The sequence below is a fragment of the Lysinibacillus telephonicus genome (assembly GCF_003966145.1).
GTDB classification, from domain to species: Bacteria; Bacillota; Bacilli; order Bacillales_A; family Planococcaceae; genus Ureibacillus; species Ureibacillus telephonicus.
Genome location: NZ_RXNR01000056.1, coordinates 1 through 23,372 on the forward strand (window position 1 = coordinate 1; position 23,372 = coordinate 23,372).

General features: G+C 35.7%; 26 protein-coding genes and 1 rRNA gene. 1 reads left to right on the top strand and 26 read right to left on the bottom strand.

Features of this window, described 5'->3' with window-relative positions; genetic code table 11:
- Positions 1–144 precede the first annotated feature (144 nt).
- The 14 genes from EKG35_RS15635 to metG all read right to left on the bottom strand — a co-directional run bounded on the left by EKG35_RS15635 (position 145) and on the right by metG (position 13,629).
- The gene (locus tag EKG35_RS15635) at positions 145–774 is read right to left on the bottom strand and encodes a 50S ribosomal protein L25/general stress protein Ctc (protein WP_126295473.1); all 630 of its coding nucleotides are present in this window, start codon (positions 772–774) and stop codon (positions 145–147) included.
- A 136-nt stretch (positions 775–910) separates the two neighbouring features.
- Positions 911–1,867: a ribose-phosphate diphosphokinase gene (locus EKG35_RS15640; RefSeq protein WP_126295474.1), complete on the bottom strand. Its 957-nt coding sequence runs from the start codon at positions 1,865–1,867 to the stop codon at positions 911–913.
- Positions 1,868–1,893: 26 nt separating this feature from the next.
- A complete protein-coding gene (gene glmU, locus EKG35_RS15645; RefSeq protein WP_126295475.1) occupies positions 1,894–3,264 on the bottom strand; it encodes a bifunctional UDP-N-acetylglucosamine diphosphorylase/glucosamine-1-phosphate N-acetyltransferase GlmU in 1,371 nt (456 codons plus the stop codon).
- A 402-nt stretch (positions 3,265–3,666) separates the two neighbouring features.
- Complete coding sequence (gene spoVG, locus EKG35_RS15650; protein ID WP_126295476.1) at positions 3,667–3,957, bottom strand: septation regulator SpoVG; 291 nt, start codon at positions 3,955–3,957, stop codon at positions 3,667–3,669.
- Positions 3,958–4,125: 168 nt separating this feature from the next.
- On the bottom strand, positions 4,126–4,500 hold the full coding sequence (locus tag EKG35_RS15655) for a RidA family protein (protein ID WP_126295477.1): 375 nt from the start codon (positions 4,498–4,500) through the stop codon (positions 4,126–4,128).
- 5 nt (positions 4,501–4,505) lie between these two features.
- Entirely contained in the window at positions 4,506–5,330 is an 825-nt protein-coding gene (gene purR, locus EKG35_RS15660) for a pur operon repressor (protein WP_126295478.1), read from the bottom strand.
- A 354-nt stretch (positions 5,331–5,684) separates the two neighbouring features.
- Complete coding sequence (ispE, locus tag EKG35_RS15665; RefSeq protein WP_126295479.1) at positions 5,685–6,551, bottom strand: 4-(cytidine 5'-diphospho)-2-C-methyl-D-erythritol kinase; 867 nt, start codon at positions 6,549–6,551, stop codon at positions 5,685–5,687.
- Positions 6,552–6,833: 282 nt separating this feature from the next.
- Positions 6,834–7,031, bottom strand: coding sequence for a small, acid-soluble spore protein, alpha/beta type (locus EKG35_RS15670; RefSeq protein WP_126295480.1), 198 nt, complete (start codon positions 7,029–7,031; stop codon positions 6,834–6,836).
- 113 nt (positions 7,032–7,144) lie between these two features.
- Positions 7,145–7,405, bottom strand: coding sequence for a biofilm formation stimulator Veg (veg, locus tag EKG35_RS15675; protein ID WP_126295481.1), 261 nt, complete (start codon positions 7,403–7,405; stop codon positions 7,145–7,147).
- Positions 7,406–7,555: 150 nt separating this feature from the next.
- Complete coding sequence (gene rsmA, locus EKG35_RS15680; RefSeq protein ID WP_126295482.1) at positions 7,556–8,443, bottom strand: 16S rRNA (adenine(1518)-N(6)/adenine(1519)-N(6))-dimethyltransferase RsmA; 888 nt, start codon at positions 8,441–8,443, stop codon at positions 7,556–7,558.
- Positions 8,436–9,002 (bottom strand): ribonuclease M5, encoded by a 567-nt coding sequence (gene rnmV / locus EKG35_RS15685; protein WP_126295483.1) that lies wholly within the window; start codon positions 9,000–9,002, stop codon positions 8,436–8,438. The genes rsmA and rnmV overlap by 8 nt, the downstream gene beginning before the upstream one ends.
- A gap of 309 nt (positions 9,003–9,311) precedes the next feature.
- Positions 9,312–10,514 (bottom strand): G5 and 3D domain-containing protein, encoded by a 1,203-nt coding sequence (locus EKG35_RS15690; RefSeq protein WP_126295484.1) that lies wholly within the window; start codon positions 10,512–10,514, stop codon positions 9,312–9,314.
- 133 nt (positions 10,515–10,647) lie between these two features.
- Positions 10,648–11,418, bottom strand: a complete 771-nt coding sequence (locus EKG35_RS15695) for a TatD family hydrolase (protein WP_126295485.1) — start codon at positions 11,416–11,418, stop codon at positions 10,648–10,650.
- A 249-nt stretch (positions 11,419–11,667) separates the two neighbouring features.
- Entirely contained in the window at positions 11,668–13,629 is a 1,962-nt protein-coding gene (metG, locus tag EKG35_RS15700) for a methionine--tRNA ligase (protein ID WP_126295486.1), read from the bottom strand.
- A 344-nt stretch (positions 13,630–13,973) separates the two neighbouring features.
- Between metG and EKG35_RS15705 the strand changes: the two genes are divergently transcribed.
- A complete protein-coding gene (locus EKG35_RS15705; RefSeq protein ID WP_126295487.1) occupies positions 13,974–14,252 on the top strand; it encodes a transition state genes transcriptional regulator AbrB in 279 nt (92 codons plus the stop codon).
- 71 nt (positions 14,253–14,323) lie between these two features.
- Here EKG35_RS15705 and rsmI read toward each other — a convergent pair whose 3' ends face one another.
- The 12 genes from rsmI to rrf all read right to left on the bottom strand — a co-directional run bounded on the left by rsmI (position 14,324) and on the right by rrf (position 23,228).
- Positions 14,324–15,196 (bottom strand): 16S rRNA (cytidine(1402)-2'-O)-methyltransferase, encoded by an 873-nt coding sequence (gene rsmI, locus EKG35_RS15710; RefSeq protein ID WP_126295488.1) that lies wholly within the window; start codon positions 15,194–15,196, stop codon positions 14,324–14,326.
- Positions 15,196–15,456, bottom strand: coding sequence for a GIY-YIG nuclease family protein (locus EKG35_RS15715; RefSeq protein WP_126295489.1), 261 nt, complete (start codon positions 15,454–15,456; stop codon positions 15,196–15,198). The genes rsmI and EKG35_RS15715 overlap by 1 nt, the downstream gene beginning before the upstream one ends.
- On the bottom strand, positions 15,440–16,189 hold the full coding sequence (locus tag EKG35_RS15720; protein ID WP_126295490.1) for a tRNA1(Val) (adenine(37)-N6)-methyltransferase: 750 nt from the start codon (positions 16,187–16,189) through the stop codon (positions 15,440–15,442). Before EKG35_RS15720 ends, EKG35_RS15715 begins: the two co-directional genes overlap by 17 nt.
- A 217-nt stretch (positions 16,190–16,406) precedes the next feature.
- Entirely contained in the window at positions 16,407–16,769 is a 363-nt protein-coding gene (gene yabA, locus EKG35_RS15725; protein WP_126295491.1) for a DNA replication initiation control protein YabA, read from the bottom strand.
- Between the two features lie 23 nt (positions 16,770–16,792).
- Positions 16,793–17,608 carry a PSP1 domain-containing protein gene (locus tag EKG35_RS15730; protein ID WP_126295492.1) on the bottom strand — a complete coding sequence of 272 codons (816 nt, stop codon included), beginning with the start codon at positions 17,606–17,608 and terminating at the stop codon, positions 16,793–16,795.
- Entirely contained in the window at positions 17,601–18,605 is a 1,005-nt protein-coding gene (gene holB / locus EKG35_RS15735; protein WP_126295493.1) for a DNA polymerase III subunit delta', read from the bottom strand. The genes EKG35_RS15730 and holB overlap by 8 nt, the downstream gene beginning before the upstream one ends.
- A gap of 83 nt (positions 18,606–18,688) precedes the next feature.
- The gene (locus EKG35_RS15740; protein WP_126295494.1) at positions 18,689–19,129 is read right to left on the bottom strand and encodes a YaaR family protein; all 441 of its coding nucleotides are present in this window, start codon (positions 19,127–19,129) and stop codon (positions 18,689–18,691) included.
- 176 nt (positions 19,130–19,305) lie between these two features.
- Positions 19,306–19,635, bottom strand: a complete 330-nt coding sequence (locus EKG35_RS15745) for a cyclic-di-AMP receptor (protein WP_126295495.1) — start codon at positions 19,633–19,635, stop codon at positions 19,306–19,308.
- A gap of 188 nt (positions 19,636–19,823) precedes the next feature.
- Positions 19,824–20,459 (bottom strand): dTMP kinase, encoded by a 636-nt coding sequence (gene tmk / locus EKG35_RS15750; RefSeq protein WP_126295496.1) that lies wholly within the window; start codon positions 20,457–20,459, stop codon positions 19,824–19,826.
- A gap of 19 nt (positions 20,460–20,478) precedes the next feature.
- Entirely contained in the window at positions 20,479–21,900 is a 1,422-nt protein-coding gene (locus EKG35_RS15755) for an aminotransferase class I/II-fold pyridoxal phosphate-dependent enzyme (RefSeq protein ID WP_126295497.1), read from the bottom strand.
- A 153-nt stretch (positions 21,901–22,053) separates the two neighbouring features.
- Positions 22,054–22,863 (bottom strand): undecaprenyl-diphosphate phosphatase, encoded by an 810-nt coding sequence (locus EKG35_RS15760; protein ID WP_126295498.1) that lies wholly within the window; start codon positions 22,861–22,863, stop codon positions 22,054–22,056.
- 249 nt (positions 22,864–23,112) lie between these two features.
- Positions 23,113–23,228 (bottom strand): 5S ribosomal RNA (gene rrf / locus EKG35_RS15765).
- Positions 23,229–23,372 lie beyond the last annotated feature (144 nt).

Genomic DNA, 23,372 nt, shown 5'->3' on the forward strand with positions numbered 1-23,372 from the left:
TTTATAATCATTATCGTTACACAAAAAAATTAAACGGCTTAAGCCCTTTAGAATTCCGAGCTCAAGCCGCTTAAAATCTTTTTATTATTTATACTGTCTACTTGACGGGGAGCAGTTCAGAGATTTGGACGGCTTCTTTGCTTATTAATTTTCCGATTCTGGTGCTTCTGTTGCTTTTATATCTTGATTTCCATCATCACCTTGTCCGGCTGTTTCATCATCTACGACAACCGGTGGTGTAATGGTTACTAATACCTCTTCATCTGCATTAAGTATATTAAAGTTAATACGACTACGTACATCTGCTATTGATAATGAATCGCCCATTGCTAAATCTGAAACATCTATTTCAATTGATTCAGGTATGTCAGTCGGTTTTACTTTAATGGTTAACTCACGAATTGGCTGAGTTAATACACCACCTTCACTTACACCAACTGAATTTCCAACAATGTTAACAGGTACATCTACCTCTAGTTCTTCAGCCATATTTATTGATAGGAAGTCGACATGTTTAACAAGTCCTTTTATTGGATCTCTTTGTACTTCATGCAATACTGCATTTACCTGTTTACCTTCAATATCTAATTTAAAGACACTTGTATACCCATATTTTTGAACTGCTTTTGCTGTTTCTTTATAGTCTAAAGCAACAGGTGTTACCTCTACATTGTATCCATAAATAACAGCAGGTAATTGACCTTGATTTCTAAGTTTTGATAATGTCGAACGAGCACCAGTTTCCCTTCTTGTTGCTTGTAGTACGATATCCATATATTAACTCCTCCCAGAAAATATTAACATCTATTAGTATGTCTTTATTTCTGGAATGCTAAACTGGTGAACGAGTATATAAGATATATAAAAAAGACAAAGCCAATAGAATCGGCTCTGTCTTTTTAAAGATTTATTAGTCAAATAATGTACTTACTGATTTATTTTCATAAACTCGAGAAATAGCTTCTGCCATCAAGTTTGCAACAGAAAGTTGTTTTATTTTTGGTGACATCTTTTCTTCAGATAGTTGAATTGTATTTGTTACAACTAATTCTTTAATCGCTGAATTCTCAATTCTTTCAATTGCTGGTCCAGATAATACAGGATGAGAACAGCAAGCATAAACTTCTTTTGCACCAGATTCAATTAATGCATTTGCACCAATCGTAATTGTACCTGCAGTATCAATAATATCATCAATTAAGATACAAACTTTCCCTTCAACGTTACCAACAATATTCATTACTTCTGCAACATTTGGTTTTGGTCTACGCTTATCGATAATTGCAATCGGAGCTTTTAGACGTTCAGCCATTTTACGTGCACGAGTAACACCACCATGGTCCGGAGAAACAATGACAACATCTTCCCCTGAAAGTTTTTCTTTAAAGTATTGAGACAATAATGGAACTGCCATCAAGTGATCAATTAAAATATCAAAGAAACCTTGAATTTGTGGAGCGTGTAAATCTAAAACGATAACACGAGTAGCACCAGCAGTTTCTAATAAATTTGCTACTAATTTTGCTGTAATCGGCTCACGTGCCTTAGCTTTACGGTCTTGACGTGCATAACCATAATAAGGAATAACGACATTTACTGTACGAGCAGATGCACGTTTAACAGCGTCAACCATAATTAATAATTCCATTAAGTGCTCATTAACAGGAGCAGACGTAGATTGTACGATAAATACATCACAACCACGAATACTTTCTTCAATACTAATTTGAATTTCTCCATCACTGAAATGTTTTACAGAAGATTTACCAAGTTCTACACCCATTAATTCTGCAATTTCTTGTGCTAATGGATAGTTAGAATTTAAAGAGAAGATTTTTAATTTTGAATCAGCATATTGATACGGCATGATGGCCTCCTAATAGTTTTACAAATTTATTTAGAATTAAGCTTCTTTGCATAGTCTAATTTATTTTCTTGTCTAGCACGTGCAATCGCAAGTGCATCCTCTGGAACTTCTTTTGTAATTGTCGAACCAGCTGCAATAAATGACCCTGCACCTAGTTTAACTGGTGCTACTAAATTTGAATTGCATCCTACAAATACATTATCTTCTATAATAGTTTTATGTTTATTTTTACCGTCATAATTTACTGTAATTGACCCACAGCCGATATTTACATTGCTACCTACCTCAGCGTCACCAATATAACTTAAGTGGGAAACTTTAGAATTATCGCCTAAAGTACTTTTCTTAACTTCCACAAAATTCCCGATCTTAACATGGTTACCCAATTCTGAGTCAGGGCGTAAATGTGCAAACGGTCCTACAGAAGTATCTTCTCCTACTATACTATTAGTAACTACAGAATTTTGAACAGTTGTTCTGTCACCTATTCTACTACTAACAATATTACTGTTTGGCCCGATAATGCAATCTTCGCCGATAACAGTGTTGCCCTCGATTATTACACCAGGTTTAATGATTGTGTCACGGCCAATAACTGCATCTGCGCTTATATGTGTTGTAAGGGGGTTAATAATTGTTACCCCGTTTCGCATATGCATCTCGTTAATACGCGCGCGCATAATCTCCTCAGCCTGCGATAAAGCTACACGATCATTAACTCCAAGCGTTTCATCAAAATTATCGCATGAAAAAGCTGATACAATTTCACCTTGTTGTTGTAATATTTCAATAACATCAGGCAAATAATATTCACTTTGAGCGTTTTCATTTTTTACAAGCTTTAATGCTTCAAATAATGCTTTGTTATCAAAACAGTATGTCCCCGTATTAATTTCTTTAACTAATAACTGATTAGGTGAAGCATCTTTTTGTTCAACAATTTGAGCTACTTGCCCGTTTGCATCCCGGATCACTCGGCCATAACCAGTCGGATTCTCAGCGATAGCTGTCAAAATTGTTGCTTTAGCATTTTGCTTTTGATGATGTTCAAATAATGATTCAAGCGTTTCTGGGCGAATTAATGGTGTATCACCACACACAACTAACGTTGTTCCTTCTAATGAACCTAAAATCGCCTCAGCTTGCCTTACAGCATGTGCCGTTCCAAGTTGTTCTGCTTGGAGAACATATTCACTTTTATCGCCAAGCTGCTCTTTTACTTTTTCAGCTCCATGCCCAACAATTGTAACAATACGGCTGACATTCAGGCTTTGAATATTATCAACAACGTGTTCAACCATTGGCTTACCACAAACAGGATGAAGCACTTTATATAATTTGGACTTCATGCGAGTTCCTTGACCTGCAGCCAAAATGACTGCAAAAATGTTAGTCATTCTAAGTCCTCCAATTTTACTCATATTCTCTTATGACTATATAGTAAATTCACTTGATTTTCAAGGTATTCAGACTTGACAAATCATTGACACCCCCCTTAGGAATTATTCACTGAACTACATATTATTGTTATTTATTAATGGATCTAAAAAAGTCCACCCGGAAATTATTTCAGGACTGATCTTTTTTATCGAGTATGCAATATCGGTATTGTTTATGTAATAGAGTTGATCAATAAAATACTAAAGGGGGTGTCCAGAAAATTTTCTTCTGGACAACCCCTTCTTAAAACGCAAAAAAGCTTTCGCTTAAATGCAGCAAGTCTTTTAAAGACATTTTGAAAATAAGGAACAGTGTCCCAAAAGTCTATAGTTGTAAACTTTTGGGGACATCTTTCTTAATCATGCATTCGCTTCTTCTAGTTGCATAGCTTCTTCTTCACTAGAAGCATGATATGCAGCTAATACAACTTCTTGAAGCTTGTTTCTTGTTTCTGAATTGATTGGATGCGCTATATCGCGGAATTCCCCATCAGGTGTACGCTTGCTTGGCATAGCCACGAATAACCCATTATTTCCATCAATCACTCTAATATCATGAACGACGAATTCATCGTCTAGTGTGATGGAAGCAATCGCACGCATGCGTCCATCAGTTTGCACACGGCGTAATCTAACGTCAGTAACTTCCATACTTTCACTCCTCTCTTCTAGGATGCCTTTTAAATTTATGATTCTACAAAAATTTCTATTTCCCTTCTTATTTTATATAATTTTCTAAAAAATTTGAAGATTTAATTTAAAAAAATAGCGAATTCCTGTGAAAGAATTCGCATTTGTGATTCTATTAATTTTAATTATTTATTCAACTACTGCAATAACTTCAATTTCTACTTTTACATCTTTCGGTAATCTAGCAACTTCTACAGCAGAACGTGCAGGCTTATGATCGCCAAAATGACTCGCATATGTTTCATTCATTGCCGCAAAGTTATTCATATCACTTAAAAATACTGTAGTTTTCACAACTTTGTCTAATGAGCTTCCAGCTGCAGAAAGAACTGCTTTCAAGTTTTCAAATACTTGATTTGTTTGTGCAACAATGTCTCCCTCTACTAATTCTCCATCAGCTGTAAGTGGAATCTGACCTGAACTATAGAACATTCCGTTTACAATAATCCCCTGTGCATAAGGTCCAATTGCTGCAGGTGCATTTGTAGTTGATACTGTTTTCATATGTTTTATCTCTCCTTTAAAAAGTAATTCCCTTCGCTTAAAGCAATAGTACGGTCTTTTTCATTTACTGCATGAAGTTTTACTAAGGAATAATAATCATCAACAAGCGTTTCATCGGCGTGTTCTGCTTCAACTAATACGGCAATTCCAGCTAGTTCACAATCAAACTCCTCAAGTAAATTTTTCATTCCGTTCATTGTACCTCCAACTTTCATAAAGTCGTCTGTAATTAGAACTCGTTGACCACTCTTCATACTGCGTTTAGACAATACCATTGTCTGGATGCGACGAGAAGATCCAGAAACATAATTAATACTTACAGTGGAGCCTTCTGTTACTTTGCTGTCCCGACGAACGACTACAACTGGTACATTTAGATGTCGCGCAATAGAATGGGCAATAGATATTCCTTTCGTTGCAACAGTCATAATAACATCAATTTTCTGGTCAGCAAATGCAGATGCAAATACCTTTCCAACTCTATTCATTAATTCTGGATTTCCAAGTAAATCTGTCATAAACAAATATCCACCAGGCAGCAAACGATCCGACTGACTTAGTTCAGATATTAATATTTGTATTACTTCCCGAACTTCTTCATCAGACATTTTCGGAATATATTTTACCCCACCCGCTGCGCCAGGTACTGTCATCAACAACCCGATTCCTTTTTCTTCAAATGTTTCCTTCACAATTGTTAAATCTTCACTTATGGATGATTTGGCAGATTGATAAGTTTCAGAAAAAAAGGTGAGCGGGATCAGCTGATGTGGATGCTCTAGTAAATAATAAGTCATATCAACAAGGCGTTCACTTCGCTTCCATTTCATGCGATCCTCTCCTTAAGAAAAGCGTAAGCGCCCTTTAGCTGCGCGTCGACAAAAAAGCCTCATCGCAAGTCCTGCCGACAATTTATCTGCATCGAAAGAGAAGCATCCGATACATGTCTCACTTCGATGTGAGCCCCAAACTGTTTGCGCCCCTTGTAAGAAGGAACCTTCACCTTCATAAGAAGCAGACCGCGACTCAAAGGACGAGCACTTGCGCTAAAACTCTTCAAAAAATTTTAATACTTTTATTAAAACTTGCATTATTACTTCAATTGAATTTGTATTTTATAAACTTGTACTGATTAAAGTTTAAACACGAATATTTTATAGAAAAAGTAACATAAATGTGCGCATCTAAGCAAGTGGATTTCTTTCGCCTAACATTCGAACTGCAAAAACTTCATCACAAAAACCTCTTAAACCATTATAAATTCTACTTAATCTTGATTCGTTATCAACAAGTCCAAACACAGTAGGACCACTGCCGCTCATTAATACTGCATCTGCACCAAAGCGCTTCATTTGTTCTTTAATCATGATGACCTCTGGATGTAATTTAAATGTTACAGTTTCAAGAACGTTGCCTATTGAATTACACATCAATGAATAATCTTCTTTTTCTATAGCCTCAATCATTTTTTTAGTGTTAGGATGCTCAATTTCATCAATATTAAGTCCACCATAAACTTGTGCTGTTGATACGCCAATTTTAGGCTTGGCTAGTACAACCCAACACGTCGGTGGTGCAGGTAACTTTTGAATTTTTTCACCACGCCCTGTTGCTAATGCTGTACCTCCATAAACACAAAATGACACATCAGAACCAATCTTCGCTCCGAGCTCTGCTAATGTATCAAGAGATAAGCCTAGGTTCCAAAGCTCATTTAATCCTTTTAAAGTAGCAGCAGCATCACTACTACCTCCTGCAAGGCCAGCAGCAACCGGGATTTCCTTTTCTATTGTAATGGACACGCCTTTCTTAATACCATATGTATCTTTTATAAGCTGTGCTGCTTGGTAAGCAAGGTTTCTATTATCGTCAGGGATAAAACCATTAGTTGAATTAATTTTAATTATGCCATCATGTCGAGATTCTAATCCGATTCGATCCGCTAAATCAACTGTTGTCATAATCATCTCTACTTCATGGTAATTATCTGGACGTTTATACAAAACATCTAAAGTTAAATTTATTTTTGCTGGTGCTTTCACATAAAGCATTCCGCATCCTCCTCTAAACCGGGCATATCTATGAAGAATCGGTTATTACTGCATTTTATTTTATCATATAAAGTTTTTTTCGATTGTATTGAAGCAATAAAATCTTTACAAATTCATAAAATAAATTAAAACCAATAGATTATACAGATAGTATAGTTGTTTGCTTCCATCCGGCAATCGTTTGTTTATAAGTATTTATCCTAAGTTGACTGCCTATTCACATCACAAAGGGGACGGCCCAAAATTAACTTTTAGGACGCCCCCTTCTTTAAGTGTCAATTACTACTTATTCAAATTATTTTGGTTTGCTTGCTCTGCTAGACCTTGTTCGGCCATTTCAATTGCTCGCTTTACCATGTTCCCTGCATCACGTGCTTTAATTCCGCCCCAGCCTTCACGTTCGACTACATCATAAAATCCGAGTTCCTTGGCAATCTCTTCTTTTAGACGACTCGACATGATACCTCTTCTTCTGGCCATGCAGTTTTGCCTCCTTCGAAATAAGTAGATTGACATTCGTAGTATGTGCAGGGAAAAACAAAAAACACTCATTAATAATGAGTGTTTTAAAAAATATAGATAAGTACTAGAAACTATTTGACAATTGCAACCTGCACATCATCTAAAAAAGTAATCTCTACTGCTTCTGTTAAAATATCTGTGTAGCTATAAGAAACGCGTTTACAAGCGTTATCTTCTTGATCGAGCTCAACAACAAATACTGCGTGATATGTTTCACTTAGTACACCATCACACTCGACCGTTTTCTTGCGACCTCCGTTTGCTCTTAATCGCAAACGTTTACCCAAATGACAATCTAGAGACTTTTTAATGTCAGCTAACGTTTTTGGCATTTTCGCATACACCTCACTATACATAGTATAGTCCATATCGATTCATTTGTCAACAAATTATAATATTTTATCAGCAGACAAATATTTTTGTCAACTTATTTTATACAAAAAAATTATATATTTTCTTTGTTAAACCGACATGTGTTCAAATTATTGACCATTGCAAAAATGCGGGTAAAGTGCATCGGCTAATTTACCGAACTCTTGTATAGATAAAGTTTCCCCTCTTCTTGAAGGTTCGATACCACTTTTCTCAAGAGCTTCTACTATTAATTGTTTATTCTCTTTACCTAACGTAAGACCAGCTTGTAAATTGTTTAAAATTGTTTTGCGGCGTTGAGCGAATGATGCACGTGTTACTTCAAATAGGAAATCTTCACTTATTACTTTAACTGGCGGCTCATCATGCTTAATCAAACGTATAACTGCGGAATCAACATTCGGTTGTGGCATAAACACTGTTTTAGGGACAACCATAGCAACCTCTGCCGCTACATAATATTGTATCGCTATAGACAAAGACCCATATTCTTTTGTTCCCGGTTTTGCAGTAATGCGATCTGCAACTTCTTTTTGCATCATTACAACAAATCCACGGATTGGCAACCGGTCATTTAATAGCTTCATTAAGATTGGCGTTGTGACATAATAAGGTAAGTTTGCAACAACCATAATATCATCTATGCCAGGCATTTCCTCCTCTATTACTTGTGCAACATTTGCTTTTAAAATATCTGAATGCACGATTTTTACATTGTCATAAGGACTTAGTGTATCTTCTAATACAGGCAATAAACGTTGGTCTATTTCAAAAGAAACGACTTTTTTTGCTGCACGTGCAAGATGCTCCGTAAGTGCACCTATCCCAGGTCCCACCTCAATTGCTCCACTGTTTTTTGTTAAATTTGCATGACTAACAATATTACGTAAAATATTTGGGTCAATTAAAAAATTTTGACCTAAACTTTTTTTAAACGAAAAACCATATTTATTTAAAATTTCTTTCGTACGAATAGGTGTTGCGATATCTTTATCCATTTTGTTCCTCCTGATCTAATTGCGACACTGCTTTACCGAATTGCTCGACAGTAATTTGGAACATTGTAAGGCGTTTATGCAATTGCTTGCCATTTGTCATTCCAATATTTAATAGTTCACCTAATCGCATACGGCGATTCTTTGCTGAAGGATGACCAATCAGTCGTGCTATTAATAAATCTTCCATTGTAATTTCCGGCTCAATGCTAGTATTTACGGTTGGAGTATATACATTTTTTAGCGCCTCTCGAATATCTTCATCTTTTGCGTGTTCAATTCCAAGACCTTTTCCATTCTTAGCTATTGTTTTTTCTTTTGCTAAAAATGCATGCTTTACACCAGGTATTCTTTCTTCAATAATTGCCCGAATACGTCGTCCTGGGTAATCCGGGTCTGTAAATACTATCACACCTCTTTTTTCGTAAGCATGCTCAATTCGACGAAGTGTTTCTTCTGAAATTGCTGACCCATTTGTTTCAATCGTATCTGCATTCACTGCACGTTTAATAGCAGTTGTGTCATCTTTACCTTCTACTACGATGATTTCTCGTATATTCAAAAATATACCTCTCTTCTAGAACAATCTTAGATTATTTTACAGAACCTCAATATTTTTAACAAGGAATGTTAAAATTTATGCGTCTTGTGTGCTATATTCCCAAAAAAAGACTGTCCAGAAAATTAATTTCTGAACAGCCCTCTATTTCATTATTAAGTGCTTAAAACCTTAGTTTATAATGCGGGTGGTTACATCAAAGCTTTACCATCCCCATTGAAAATGGTATAGCAGAAAACAAATTTCTTAGTGTAACCTTTTACACTACTTATTGTTTTAAATATCAATTTAACTCATTAAAACTTAATAGAGTTAGTCTAAAATTTTAATACGAACCTTTTTTCGTCCCCATTTATTTGCTTGCTGTTTCGATTGCATTAATACATCGATTTTATTGCCTTTAATTGCACCGCCAGTATCACCAGCAATCGCGTTGCCATAGCCTTCAACCCAAACCTTCGTACCTAATGGAATAACATTTGGATCTACCGCTATTACTTTTAAATTTGAGTTAGATTTAAGGTTAATTCCTGAAGCAGAAATTCCTGTACACCCTTCACAGTTTGGCGTATAGGCTGTAGCAGTTACATAAAACTCTTTTCCGTTTCCAGAAGAACTGTTGCTACGAGATACCTTTGCAGTTACAACCTTAGAACCAACTGCAACTACTTCTGTTTTAGGCTTCTGAATAACCTCTTCAGATTTTAATACTTTTTTTACTACCTTACCATTCTCTTTAGTAACTTCGTAGGTACGAGAAGCTTTACCTTCCTCACCTTTTGTAATTACCTTTTCTTTGCCTTTAAGCAACGAAGAGTCTGATTTCGTTTCGACTGCGAAATCTATAGATTCTTCCACTACATCGGTAACCTTTTCTACACGAACAACTGTGATTTTTTCATTTGGAGTGATAACAGCCTCCAAATCGTTTTCAACACGATCAAACTCATTAAGCTGAATTCCCTGTTGTTTTAAAAAGTTAGCGACCGTAGTCGAAGTGGACCAAACTTGTCTTTTCTCTAAGCCATCGACAAGCGTTAACTGAAACGCCTTTTGAATATCGATTTTGTTATCTGCTCCTACTTCTGCGTCCAAAGCAAGTGATACTTTATCATGCTCTGTTACTTCGATATTTGCTTCTTCCAAAATGTTCTTCACTTTATTTTCAGTTGTCCATAATTTTGACTGATTTCCGTCAACTGAAATTGTTACTTCTTTTGCATGTTCCCAATTTACCGTCATTCCACTGACGATTTTAGTATTCAGTGAGGGTGATACTTTATCATATTTCGAGACTGCGATATCTTTTTCTTCTAAAAGCTCGCCAACCGTATTTGCATGAGTTAATATTTTTTGCTCTTCCCCGTTTGCATTTATCACTATAGAATCTTTAGATCCTTGATATAAAACGAAGGAAATTACCGAAACAAACAGGATAATTGACACAATCCTTACCACTGTTTGCCTACTCCTCAATGATTCTAAGAACATGTTTTTCATGGAATTTTTTGACATGAAAAAACGCCTCCTTAACACTCGTTGGATTATACGGGCTACTTTTCTAGCTGTCAACCAATTTAACTTTTTAAGAAAATGGTCCATTTATGCTAACCCTTCCTAAACGCAGTATTGGAGGCGTTTTGGAATTTTATTCATCGAGATTGAAAAATTTGGTTGCATTTGAAGTTGTTGCCTTTGCAACTTCCTCAACTGTTAACTCTTTTTGACGTGCAATTTCTTCTGCAACTAACGGTACAAAAGAAGGTTCATTACGCTTCCCGCGATATGGATGCGGTGCTAAATATGGTGCATCCGTTTCAATCATTAAATACTCAAGAGGAATTTCTTTTGCTACTTCCTTTGGCATGCGAGCATTTTTAAATGTCACCGGACCACCTAAACTAATCATGAAATTCATATCAATACATTCACGGGCAGTTTCAACACTGCCGCTGAAGCAATGCATTACTCCACCAACAGAAGCAGCATTTTCTTCACGCAAAATTCTCACGACATCCCCAGTTGCTTCCCGATTATGAATGATGATTGGTAATTTTAACTTTTGTGCCAAATGAATCTGCTTACGGAACAACTCTTGCTGTACATTTTTCGGAGACTTGTCCCAATAATAATCCAAACCTGTTTCGCCAATACCAACAACCTTTGGATGGGCGGCAAGTTGTTCAATCCATTGTAAATCCTCTTCGGTACAATCGATTGCATCAACCGGATGCCAGCCAATGACAGCATAAATAAAGTCAAATTCATCTGCTAGCTTAAGTGCTCTTTCGATTGTTTTTCGATCGAACCCTACTACAACCATTTTTTCAACCTTTGCTTCAAGTGCTCTCTCGATTACTTCCTGTAAATCTTCATCGTACTGATCTGCATTTAAATGGACGTGTGTATCTATAAACATTTTCATTCTCCTAACGTATATTCTATTGGATTGAAATATTTCATTGTTGACAAAAAGATTACATATATATTACAAGCAATATATTTTTGTGTCATTTTCCTCATGTCAAAATTTGCAACTTAGTATTTTTTCCCTATTTCGACAGAAAGCGTTCATCATTAAATTTTTATAATATAGTTTTTATAGTATAGAAAATTTGATTGAAAAGCCTGTTGAACATGAAGTGTCCAACAGGCTAACTATAATGTATTATTTAACTTTTGCACCATTTTCAAGCTTTGGATCTACTGTTGCCAATGTTAAAACGCCTTCATGTGATCCAGCCAAAATCATACCTTGTGAAAGTTCACCGCGAAGCTTTACAGGTTTTAGATTTGCTACAACAATTACTTTTTGTCCAACTAACTCTTCTGGTTTATAATATTGCGCAATGCCAGATACAACTTGACGTTGCTCGTACCCAAGGTCTACCTGAAGCTTTAATAATTTATCCGCTTTTGGCACAGGTTCACAAGCAGTAACAGTAGCCACTCTCAAGTCAACTTTCATAAAGTCATCGATTGAAATTTCAGGTACATCTGGTACTTCAACAGATGATTTTTTCTCTTCTTGAGGCGTTTTTACCGATGCTTGCATTTGTTCACGAATATAAGAAACTTCTACTTCAGTCTCTAATCGAGGGAATATTGGTATTCCTTTTTCTACCACTTTTATGTTTTCTGGAATAATATTCCCGAATGTTTCAATTGTTTCCCAAGCTAAATATGATTCATCTAGACCTAATTGTTGAATAATTTGTTTTGGAGTAGAAGTCATAAATGGCTGTAACATAACTGCAATATGACGTAAACTTTCTGCCAGGTTTGCCATTACAGAGGCTAATTTACCTCTATTTTCTTCACCCTTAGCAAGTACCCAAGGCTGTGTTTCATCAATATATTTGTTTGTACGTGAAACTAGAGACCAAATATCTGATAAAACTACGCTAAATTGCATTTTCTCCATATTTTGTTCATATATAAGTCGTGTTTGCTTTGCCTGAACTTTTAATGGAGTATCGAATTCGGTTTCCTCCAGTTCTTTCGTTGGTATAATACCATCGAAATACTTATTCATCATTGAAACTGTTCGATTTAGTAAGTTTCCTAAATCATTAGCTAAATCAAAGTTTGTACGCTCAACGAATGATTCCGGCGAAAACACTCCATCTGAACCAAATGGTAATTCACGAAGCAAGAAATAACGTGTTGCATCTAACCCATAACGTTCGATTAACATCTCAGGATAGACAACATTACCTTTTGACTTCGACATTTTTCCATCCTTCATCATAATGAAGCCATGTGCAAAAACTTTTTTCGGCAATGGCAAGTCTAAAGCCATTAAGAAGATTGGCCAGTAAATTGTATGGAAACGAACGATATCTTTACCAACAACATGAACATCGGCTGGCCAATATTTATTAAATAGTTCTTCATTATCCGAACCATATCCTAAAGCTGTAATATAATTAGTAAGTGCATCTACCCAAACATAGATTACATGTCTTGGATCTCCGGGCACTCTTATTCCCCAGTCAAATGAAGTTCGTGATACAGAAAGATCCTCTAATCCTGGTTTAATAAAGTTGTTAATCATCTCATTTTTACGTGATTCAGGTTCAATAAATTCTACATTTTCTTCATAGTATTGAAGCAAACGATCCGCATATTTTTTCATGTTAAAGAAATATGATTCTTCTTTTACTTTATGAACAGGTCGTCCACAATCTGGGCAATTGCCATCAACTAGCTGTGTTTCTGTATAAAATGATTCACACGGTGTACAGTACCACCCCTCATATTCACCTTTATAGATATCCCCATTATCAAGGAATTTTTGGAATATCTTTTCTACACTTTTCGTGTGGCGTTCTTGAGTTGTTTGAATGAAATCATCGTAAGAAATATCCATCAAAGACCATAACTTTTTTGCTGCATCTGCTATTTCGTTCACATATTCTTGAGGATGTTTGCCTACTTCCGCAGCCTTTTCCTGTATCTTTTGACCGTGCTCGTCCATACCTGTTAAAAAACGTACATCGAAACCTCTTAAACGTTTATAACGCGCCATCGTATCTGATGCCACAGTTGTATAAGCCGTCCCAATATGAAACTTTCCGCTTGGATAATAAATAGGGGTTGTTATATAAAATGTTTTCTTTTCACTCACGTAAAACTGCCTCCATTGTCAACTGTATAGTGTTTATTTTATCGAAGTAAGAAATTTGTTTCAATGAAAGAATATTATTACAGTATTTTGTTAGAAAATACTATCAGTAAAAGTTGTAAAATAATTGGAACTTTTTAGCTAAATAATACGTTTTTTAATAATAATCTCTAGTTTTTAGCACTTTTATAATAAAAATATTGGTTAAATTAAAATAAAATAACTCTCTTAATGCTAAATAATTGACGTTTATGGCATTACTTGGTATGATTCTATTCAGACAAGGCAACGATGTCGAATTTTGACGAATCATTTATATTATACAAATAACAGGAGGAAATATTGTCATGAAATCAACAGGTATCGTTCGTAAAGTCGATGAATTAGGTCGTGTAGTAATCCCTATTGAACTTCGTCGTACACTAGGCATTGCAGAAAAAGATGCATTAGAAATTTACGTTGATGACGATAAGATCATTCTAAAAAAATACATGCCTAACATGACTTGCGCTGTAACTGGTGAAGTTTCAGATGAAAATTTCCGCCTTGCTGGAGGTAAATTAATTTTAAGTCCAGAAGGTGCTGAAATTTTAATGAAAGAAATTCAACAACATATTAAAAGATAAAAATAAAAAGCGATGCTACTTTAAAGAATATTTAAATAGCATTCGCTTTTTTACTTTTAAGATACAAATAATTACTTATGATATTGTTGATATACATCCCGCTTAGCTAAGCCTCTAATCTTTGCCACTTCTTTAATAGCATCTTTTGAATTCAGCTCTTTTTCATTAATTAAATAATCAATATGTTCAACTACAGAAAAGCTCGTCCAGTAGGCGTCCTCTACCTCATCAGCTTGCCCGTTTTGATTTCCTTCAATAATGATGCAAAATTCCCCACGACTCTCATTTTCATCTGCCCACTCGATCGCATCTTTAATTGTACCTCGCAAAAACTCTTCAAACTTTTTCGTAAGTTCTCGTGCTAGTACAATTTTGCGATCCCCTAAAATCAAATCAAGGTCTTTTAACGTCTCTTTTAATCGATGCGGCGCCTCATAAAAGATAATCGTTTCTTCCCGCTTTGAGATTGATTCAAGTTGCTTTCTTCGTTCTTTTTTATTGCGGTTCAAAAACCCATAAAAATAAAATGGTTGAGGAGTTATACCTGATGCAATTAAAGCGGTTAAGGCAGCATTGGCACCTGGAATTGGCACAACAGCGAAATTTTCTTCAATTGCTTTCACCACAATATCCGCCCCTGGATCAGATATGCATGGAAGACCTGCATCACTTACTAATGCAACAGACTTTCCCTCATGTAGTAGTGCTAGAATTTTTTCTCCACCTTGTTCCAAGTTATGCTCGTGGTAGCTTACAAGAGGAGTTTGTATATCAAAATAATTACAAAGTTTTCTCGTATTGCGTGTATCCTCTGCCGCAATAATATCTACTTCTTTTAAAATTCGTAATGCGCGAGCTGTAATATCCTCCAAATTTCCAATAGGAGTTGCTACTAAATAGAGACAACTGCCTTGCTCGTGCTGACTGCTTTTTTGTGATTTCATCAAACGTCTCTCCCAATATATTTCAATTTTTCACTACGTTTTAATTGTTTAAATGCATATTCTGCCCGCATTGCTTCTTGTTTTGTTTCAAATGTTTCAAAATAAACACACTTAACTGGCCGATGTGCCTTTGTATATTTTGCTCCTTTTCCAGCATTATGGGCAAGCACTCTTTTTTGTAAATCGTTCGTATAGCCAGCATAAAGCGATTGATCGGCACACTCTAATACATAAAATATGTGATTATTTTTTATCTCCATATAGTATTTCACTCACTTCGGCTGTATACTGATTATTTTCATCGTATACATATAATGGTGGCAATATTTTCAAATCTGGTTTGCCATCTTTTATTCCTTCAATTAAAAGCGTATTTGCTTCCTTCCCGAATTTTGGATACACGAAACGGATTCTTTTTGGTTCAAGACGATTTTCTCGCATAGCCGTCACAATATCGAGCAGCCTTCCGGGACGATGAACAAATGCAGCCTTTCCACCTTGTTTTAAGAGTCTACTCGCAGATTCTATGGCTTCATTTAATGTTAACAAAATTTCATGTCGTGCGATTGCATAATGTTCACTTATATTTTTATCGCTCATTTCATGTGCTAAAAAATAAGGAGGATTACATGTGACAACATCATATTTTTCTATACCTAATTGAGGCGGAATTTCCTTCACATCTCCGCGAATCATATGAATTTGTTCGTCTAACTTATTATACTTCACGCTCCTAACTGCCATATCATAAAGGCGCTCTTGTAATTCGACACCAATTATTTGTGCTTTCGTCCGTGCACTTAAAAATAAAGGAATAACACCGTTTCCAGAACATAAATCAACAATTTTCCCTTTATTTACTGGAATATTAACAAATTTTGATAACAGTACTGCATCAAGTGAAAATGAAAAAACAGAAGGACTTTGGATAATTCTCAAATCTTCAGCTAATAAATAATCTAGCCTTTCATCATCTTTTAACCATTGTTCCATAAATAACCTCCATAAGAAAAAGAGTAGCCCCCTGATAGCTCTCGGTAACCGTACCATTGCTTGATTGCCGACAATTTATCTGCATAGAATTGTCTGATGCATGCCTTATTTCATATAATCTCTAAGCTCTGGAGCTTATCACTCTCTAACAATTTTATATTTCATCATTGGCAAAAGAAAAGACTGAAAACCACAAATTGTGGCATCAGCCTCTTCCTTAACCATTTTGTTTATTTAAAAACGATAGACAGAACAAGCAATCTTCACCTTTACGAGAGCTTCCAAAATGAACATGACAAACATGGAATCCTTCTTGGTAAAGTCTTGCTAAATTGTCGTACCCTTCTCCAATATCTAACAAGCTAACTTTTTCCTTATTACTACTAACATTAGAGGTATTATTATCATTAGATAAAAGCTCCTCTAAACGTCTACGTAGGTGAAGGTTTTCCGTCTGAATTGCCTGATGTTCTTCCACCATATGCGCAACATATTTTTTTATGTCATTGTATTGTTGCTGTAGCGATTCGAGCTGTAATTCGAATTCCATAACAGTATCTAAGAAATTACGGTCCTTCACTCAAGCCACCCCATTAGTTTTATCTATATCAAATTTTTCTCGTATTCAATAATTTCATCTAACGTATATTCGATAGTTCTTTCCTGCTCTTCTAAAAATACTTGAATTAACCGCTCTAATACATTAATTCCAACAACTTTTCCAATGCCGTCTGGTGTCATTGTTGTATCACCGATATCTGGCATTCCTTCTTTTGCAGTTTCATAATCGTCATTTTCATACTTTAGACAGCACATTAAACGACCACAAAGTCCTGAGATTTTTGTTGGATTTAGTGATAGGTTTTGATCTTTTGCCATTTTAATTGAAACGGGATCAAAATCACCTAAAAATGTTGAACAGCACAACATCCGACCACATGGACCAATTCCACCAAGAAGCTTCGCTTCATCGCGTACTCCGATTTGACGCAACTCAATTCGTGTACGGAAAATAGAAGCCAAGTCTTTTACAAGTTCACGGAAATCAACCCTGCCCTCAGCTGTGAAATAAAAAATAATCTTATTTCGATCAAATGTATATTCAACATCAACAAGCTTCATCTCTAAATTATGCTCACTAATTTTCGAATTAGCTAGTTCAAAAGCTCGTTGTGATTCTTGCAAATTTTCTTCTACTTGGATACGATCTCGTTCATCAGCAGGGCGTAATACTTGCTTTAAAGGTAAAACAACATCATTTTCCCCTACTTGCTTCATCGGAACGACTATCTTTCCATATTCGACGCCTCTAGCTGTTTCTACAATAACATACTGTCCTACTTCAAGTAGAAATTCACCAGGGTCGAAATAATATATTTTACCCGCTTTTTTAAAACGGACTCCGACTACATTATACAAATGTATACCCCTCCTGCAGATTCAGCATTAGCTGCTCCATCATAAGCGTACGATTCATGTTGCGCCCTAAATTTTGTCTTGCTTGTAATATAGCTTGTATTTGATTAGACAAACGATCGTACGTCGTATGCAATGCTTGCTCCTTCCAACTTTGTAACATGTCAGGATATGTACAACTGCTGTTCGGATTAGCCTTTATTGCTACAATATCACGATAAGCAAAAAGTAGTAAATCTAAAGCTCTTTCAAATTCATATTTTTCCTTAAAGGAAGGAAGCCAGTCCTCGTACACGACTAATAATGCTTCATGTACATTTTTTTTGACTGTCTCCACTAATTTTAACACTGTTTTTCTTGCATGTGCAAACTGCTCATCATGAGCTAATGATAATGCTGTTTCTAAATTATTTGTCAGCATACTAACTGTGGAAGCCATGGAAAATGTAACACCTTGATCTTGCAGCTGCCTTAATAAAATTTCTCGAGGAATACTTGAGAATTTAATATGCTGGCAACGGGACTGAATTGTTGGCAAGATGGATTGATAACTTTCGGTAAGCAATATTGCGGTTACATCACCCTCAGGCTCCTCTAAAAATTTAAGTAATGTATTTGCGGAAGATGTATTCAAACGATCTGCATGATGGAGAATGTAAATTTTACGACCTTCTTCGATGCTTGTTCTTGTCATCCCAGAAATGAGGTCTCGAATTTGGTCGATTTTTATAAATTGTCCGTCGGGCTCTAGCTGCTTTACATTCGGGTGATTACCAGTATCAATACGTTTACAGTTTCGACATGTTTCACATGGAACATTTTCCGACGGATTCAGACATAAAAGAAGCTTAATATAAAAATTTGCAATTTGCTTCTTACCTGTTCCTTTTTCACCATCAAAAATATAAGCATGAGCAGTTCTATTTTTTTCAAAAATCGTTTGAAGCTGTTTCATCACCACAGGCTGAAGCACCTTTAGTTCTTCCACATTTTCTACCATGATTCTTCACCTTTTTCTAGACGGGTTTTGATTTATCTACTTAGAAAAAATCCCGTGTCCAATACACGAAGAAGACACGGGTTTCACATATATAAATTAATTAACAATCCTTTTATTTCTCCTATCTTGTCGAGCAAATCGATTGTTTCTTTTTCTTCATTTAAAATATCTTGCGCAAGCTCCACTAAATGTTCATCAATTGTCTCAACAATTTTTAAGCGGCGGCCTTCACCAAAACGATTCCAACTATGGGATTGTTTCATATCAAGACCGTACTCAACAGCTTCTTGTAAAAAGCGTTTAATAAGCATTTTAAACCGGGTAAGTTCACGTAGATTACGTGATTTTGCAACACGGTCTCCAGCAGCCGAAATATCGCCTAGAAGTCTTGTCAATTGCTCTGTCTGAAGCTTTGAACCTTGTTTAACAAGAATTTCACCAAATCTATTTCCTTGTTGGTTCACGTGCTTTAACTCGTTACGACTAGTTTTTAAACCTACACGTAAATCCTGATTTATTTTCAATTACCTTTCTCCTCCGCTCATATCAATTACGGCCTATATTGCTGCTACACACTGATGGACAGTTCATGATTGTCTTTGAATCGAGCTACTAGCTTAACTCATTTCCAAAAACCTGAGTATTTGCAAAGGCCGAACCTTACTATGCTAACTAGCATTTCTTAGGGAGTATAATAAGGTTAGAAATGATGGAACTGTTCAATTGGTAATACAAAAACTGTAGCTCCCCCAACTTCAACTTCAATAGGGTATGGAATGTAAGAATCCGCGTTCCCACCTAATGGTGATATAGGTGATACCAATTGTTCACGTGAACGACAATTATCCCGAATAATATCAAGCAGTTGAGGAATTGATGAATCCTCAGTACCTACAATAAAAGTAGTGTTTCCTGAACGAAGGAATCCGCCGGTACTGGCTAACTTTGTTGCCCGAAAATTATGTTTCGTTAACGCATTAGACAAACGATTGCTATCCTGATCTTGAACGACTGCAACAACTAATTTCATCCGCATCCACTCCCATATTATTAAATTCACCTCATAATTTATATCAAATAAATTCCAAAATTAAGCTTGATGTAGTTCACTTTTTAACGAATTCTAAGACTTTCATTAGAGGCATTTATATTGTGTAATATCACAATATAATGTTGAATTGGTGTTTTTATTATAGCATACATGGTAAACTACTTCATTTAATTTTCTCCTAGTATTCCCTTTAAAATATGCCAAACTTCCTCAACAACTAGGTCAATGGATTGATCTGCATTTACTACCTTAATTCGGTTTGGGTAACGTTTTACTACTTCACGATAGCCTTCTCTTACCTTTTCATGAAATGAGAGGCTCTCTATATCAAGTCTATTCACTTCCCTCTCATTATGTGCATGAATACGAGCTAGTCCAATAGCAGGTTCAATATCAAATAATATCGTAATATCTGGCATACGCTTCCCAATAGCAAATTCATTAATGGCTAATACTTCATCGATGCCAATTCCACGAGCAAAACCCTGGTATGCCAATGACGAATCTATAAAACGATCACATAAAACATGTTTTCCTTGTTTTAAAGCCGGTTCTACCTTTTCAAAGAAGTGCTGACTTCTTGCAGCCGCATATAATAACGCTTCAGTTCTTTCACCCATTGCTGTATGTGCAGGATTTAAAATTACGTCACGAATTTTTTCCGCAATTTCAATACCACCTGGCTCTCTAGTTGCTAATACATCTATTTGATGCTGATGTAAACGTTCAACTATTTTATTTAAAATGGTAGTTTTCCCTGCTCCTTCTGGTCCTTCAAATGTAATAAATAAATTTCTTTTCATTTTTATATTCCTCCAGCTGCTACTTTATTACGCAAATGAGCTTTTCATTTAATCGATGCTGTCCCTGAAATGCTGCACCTGCTGCAAGTAGCTCCTCTAGTTGGCTTAATTTTGAAACTGTAATTTTTTCCCCTGGCAACAACAATGGAATACCAGGTGGATATGGAATGAGCATGCTTGCTGATACCCTTCCTATTGCACGCATATAAGGTATCCACTCTTTTTCGAGTTGTTCAATTTCATCATAAGAATATTCGGGTACTGATACGGTGGATATTTCATATATTGGTTGTACTAACTCATTTATTGCAATTTGTTCTTTTTTTAATTTTGCAATTGCCTCTTTTATGCGAATACGCAATTCGGCAAAAGGAAAAGTTTGTCCATGTTTTAGTAGTGGTAAAATAACAAGAACCTGATATGGGTCCGCAAGTTCCACATAAACTCCTTCTAATTCAAGCGCATTTTTAAGTTGAAATCCTGTATACCCAGGCAAACGTAAAAGTACTTTTAACGGATCATCTACTTCTACCACCTCTAATGGATAAAGAGACTGTAATGCTTCAATCCATTGGCTTCGTTTTTCTTTTAAATATACGCCATCACTTTCTAAATAACTATCTATGTATTCCCTAGCATCATCTAAAGATGCAAGCAATAAATAGGATGGACTGCTTGATTGCAACATTCTCAAATAGTGGTTTACTTTTTCTATATCTATTAAATGTGATTTAACATGCAAGAAGGATGCCATTGTCATAGCAGGCAATGTTTTATGTGCAGATTGTACCACGATGTCTGCCCCTAATCCTATTGAAGTAGGTGGAAATAGTTTACTTGCGATAAAATGCGCCCCGTGTGCTTCATCGACTAATACAGGTATATCGTATTTATGACATAGTTCAATTTGCTGCTCCAGTTCTTTTGTTGCAACACCATAATATGTAGGATAAGTTAAAACAACCGCTTTTGCATCGGGATGAAGATTTAATGCGTCCTGTATTGTTTTTGTCGATACTGCTCCTGCAGTCTTTGAACTCTCATCCCATTCAGGAGCGATAAATATTGCTTTAGCACCAACTAACTCTAACGCGTGAAAGATTGATTTGTGTGCGTTTCTTTGTACAATAATTTTTTCATTTCGTTTACATGTTGCATAAATCATTGCTAAATTCCCAACGGTAGATCCGTTTACTAAGAAAAAGCTCCGATCTGCATTATATGTTTTCGCTAATAGGTTTTCAGCTCTTAATATCGCTTCTTCAGGATGATGAAAATCGTCCAGTCCAGTTAACTCGGTTAAATCATATGTAAGTGCTGCTTTTATTTCCTTGGGCAACTTAGATAGTAACCCATTCTTATGTCCCGGTACATGCATTGATTGCGGGTGCTTTGCTACAAAACTTTGTAGTGCTTCTACTATCGGTCTCTCCCTTTTCATCGTATCACTCCGTTCAATATATCTCTTATATTATAGACCTAGAAAGCAAAGAAATCACATTTCCCTAGTTAAATTAAAAAAGTTATATCACTTTAAAAGCCGATATAACTTTAACTATAAAATATAAATTTTTGGTTATCTTCTTTAAACCCTTTAATAAAAAATTAATAGTAATGTACCTACGATAAAGCAATAGTAGGTGAAATAAATTAGTTTTCCTTTTTTCATAATTCCCATAAACCATTTCATAGCAAAATATGTCATTATAAATGTTGAAATAAAAGTAATCGTATAGGGAATTGCTAATGCTGATTTATTTGGTTCATCTAAAAAATCAGAAAAGCCTAATACTACTCCTCCAAGACTTATTGGAATATAAAGCATGAATGAATAGCGAAGTGCTGTTTCTCGAGTCATTCCTACAGCTATCGAAGAAATAATTGTTGCACCTGAGCGGCTTATTCCTGGCGTTAAAGCAACTGCTTGACCAAGTCCAACTAGCAATGCATCTTTAACCCTTAAATCCTTGTCTTTTTTATTTCCATTTATATGACGTATTACCCATAGCGCAATCCCTGTGACAAACAGCATGATTGCAATGGTCGTCATCGTTACATTTTCTGCAATTATATCATTTAAGAGCACTCCTAATACCCCTGCAGGAATAGTACCAATGATGATTAGAAATACATAACGAAAATCAGTTATATATTTTTCATTTTTCGTCTGCAAATATTTTATAGAATTTGTAACTAATCGCATGAGATCTTTTCGGTAAATTATTAAAATAGCAAATAATGAAGCCGTATTAGTTAAAATTGCAAACGTAAATCCTTGCTCTCCAAGACCTAACAACTCGCTGACAATCATTACATGACCGCTTGATGAAACTGGTATTGGCTCAGTAAACCCTTGAACAATACCAATAATGAGGTACTTTATATAAGATATTAAATTTTCCATTGATCCCTTCCTTATAATTTTATTAAAGTCTGAGGGGCTTTTTAAATCAAGGTAAAAGAGTTCCATTCGTTATCGTCAGAACTTCATCACTTTAAAAATATAGATATTCTACCAATTCTATGCCACCCTTCTTAACTTTGACGAACTTCCAATTTATTTGTTTCATTTAAGTCTTGAATTATCTATCTCTTTATAAGAAGGATCTTAATTTCCACATAAAAAAACCGCTGAATCTCAGCGGTTTCATTTGCGAAGCGACGTCCTACTCTCACAGGGGGAAGCCCCCAACTACCATCGGCGCTAAAGAGCTTAACTTCCGTGTTCGGTATGGGAACGGGTGTGACCTCTTTGCCATCATCACTTCACTTTTTGGCTTCCAAGAATTATTTTCTTGAAATCCTCTTTATTAAATTGAGAGTTCGTTCTCTCAAAACTGGATAAAGACATTGAATGCGTTCAAAATTTTGGTTAAGTCCTCGATCGATTAGTATTCGTCAGCTCCATGTGTC

Coding starts and splice junctions, on each gene's coding strand:
- spoVG (WP_126295476.1), bottom strand. CDS start 3,957: ATGGAAGTTACTGACGTTAGATTACGCCGTGTGCAAACTGATGGACGC.
- EKG35_RS15755 (WP_126295497.1), bottom strand. CDS start 21,900: ATGAAAAGGGAGAGACCGATAGTAGAAGCACTACAAAGTTTTGTAGCA.
- tmk (WP_126295496.1), bottom strand. CDS start 20,459: ATGAAAAGAAATTTATTTATTACATTTGAAGGACCAGAAGGAGCAGGG.
- EKG35_RS15720 (WP_126295490.1), bottom strand. CDS start 16,189: ATGGAACAATGGTTAAAAGATGATGAAAGGCTAGATTATTTATTAGCT.
- purR (WP_126295478.1), bottom strand. CDS start 5,330: ATGAAATGGAAGCGAAGTGAACGCCTTGTTGATATGACTTATTATTTA.
- EKG35_RS15640 (WP_126295474.1), bottom strand. CDS start 1,867: ATGCCGTATCAATATGCTGATTCAAAATTAAAAATCTTCTCTTTAAAT.
- EKG35_RS15690 (WP_126295484.1), bottom strand. CDS start 10,514: ATGTCAAAAAATTCCATGAAAAACATGTTCTTAGAATCATTGAGGAGT.
- EKG35_RS15705 (WP_126295487.1), top strand. CDS start 13,974: ATGAAATCAACAGGTATCGTTCGTAAAGTCGATGAATTAGGTCGTGTA.
- EKG35_RS15670 (WP_126295480.1), bottom strand. CDS start 7,031: ATGGCCAGAAGAAGAGGTATCATGTCGAGTCGTCTAAAAGAAGAGATT.
- ispE (WP_126295479.1), bottom strand. CDS start 6,551: ATGCTTTATGTGAAAGCACCAGCAAAAATAAATTTAACTTTAGATGTT.
- EKG35_RS15745 (WP_126295495.1), bottom strand. CDS start 19,635: ATGAAATTAGTTGTTGCAGTCGTTCAAGATCAGGATAGCAATCGTTTG.
- EKG35_RS15655 (WP_126295477.1), bottom strand. CDS start 4,500: ATGAAAACAGTATCAACTACAAATGCACCTGCAGCAATTGGACCTTAT.
- glmU (WP_126295475.1), bottom strand. CDS start 3,264: ATGACTAACATTTTTGCAGTCATTTTGGCTGCAGGTCAAGGAACTCGC.
- veg (WP_126295481.1), bottom strand. CDS start 7,405: ATGCCAAAAACGTTAGCTGACATTAAAAAGTCTCTAGATTGTCATTTG.
- rsmI (WP_126295488.1), bottom strand. CDS start 15,196: ATGAAATCACAAAAAAGCAGTCAGCACGAGCAAGGCAGTTGTCTCTAT.
- EKG35_RS15695 (WP_126295485.1), bottom strand. CDS start 11,418: ATGTTTATAGATACACACGTCCATTTAAATGCAGATCAGTACGATGAA.
- holB (WP_126295493.1), bottom strand. CDS start 18,605: ATGGTAGAAAATGTGGAAGAACTAAAGGTGCTTCAGCCTGTGGTGATG.
- rsmA (WP_126295482.1), bottom strand. CDS start 8,443: ATGGATAAAGATATCGCAACACCTATTCGTACGAAAGAAATTTTAAAT.
- EKG35_RS15760 (WP_126295498.1), bottom strand. CDS start 22,863: ATGGAAAATTTAATATCTTATATAAAGTACCTCATTATTGGTATTGTT.
- EKG35_RS15715 (WP_126295489.1), bottom strand. CDS start 15,456: ATGGAGATAAAAAATAATCACATATTTTATGTATTAGAGTGTGCCGAT.
- EKG35_RS15635 (WP_126295473.1), bottom strand. CDS start 774: ATGGATATCGTACTACAAGCAACAAGAAGGGAAACTGGTGCTCGTTCG.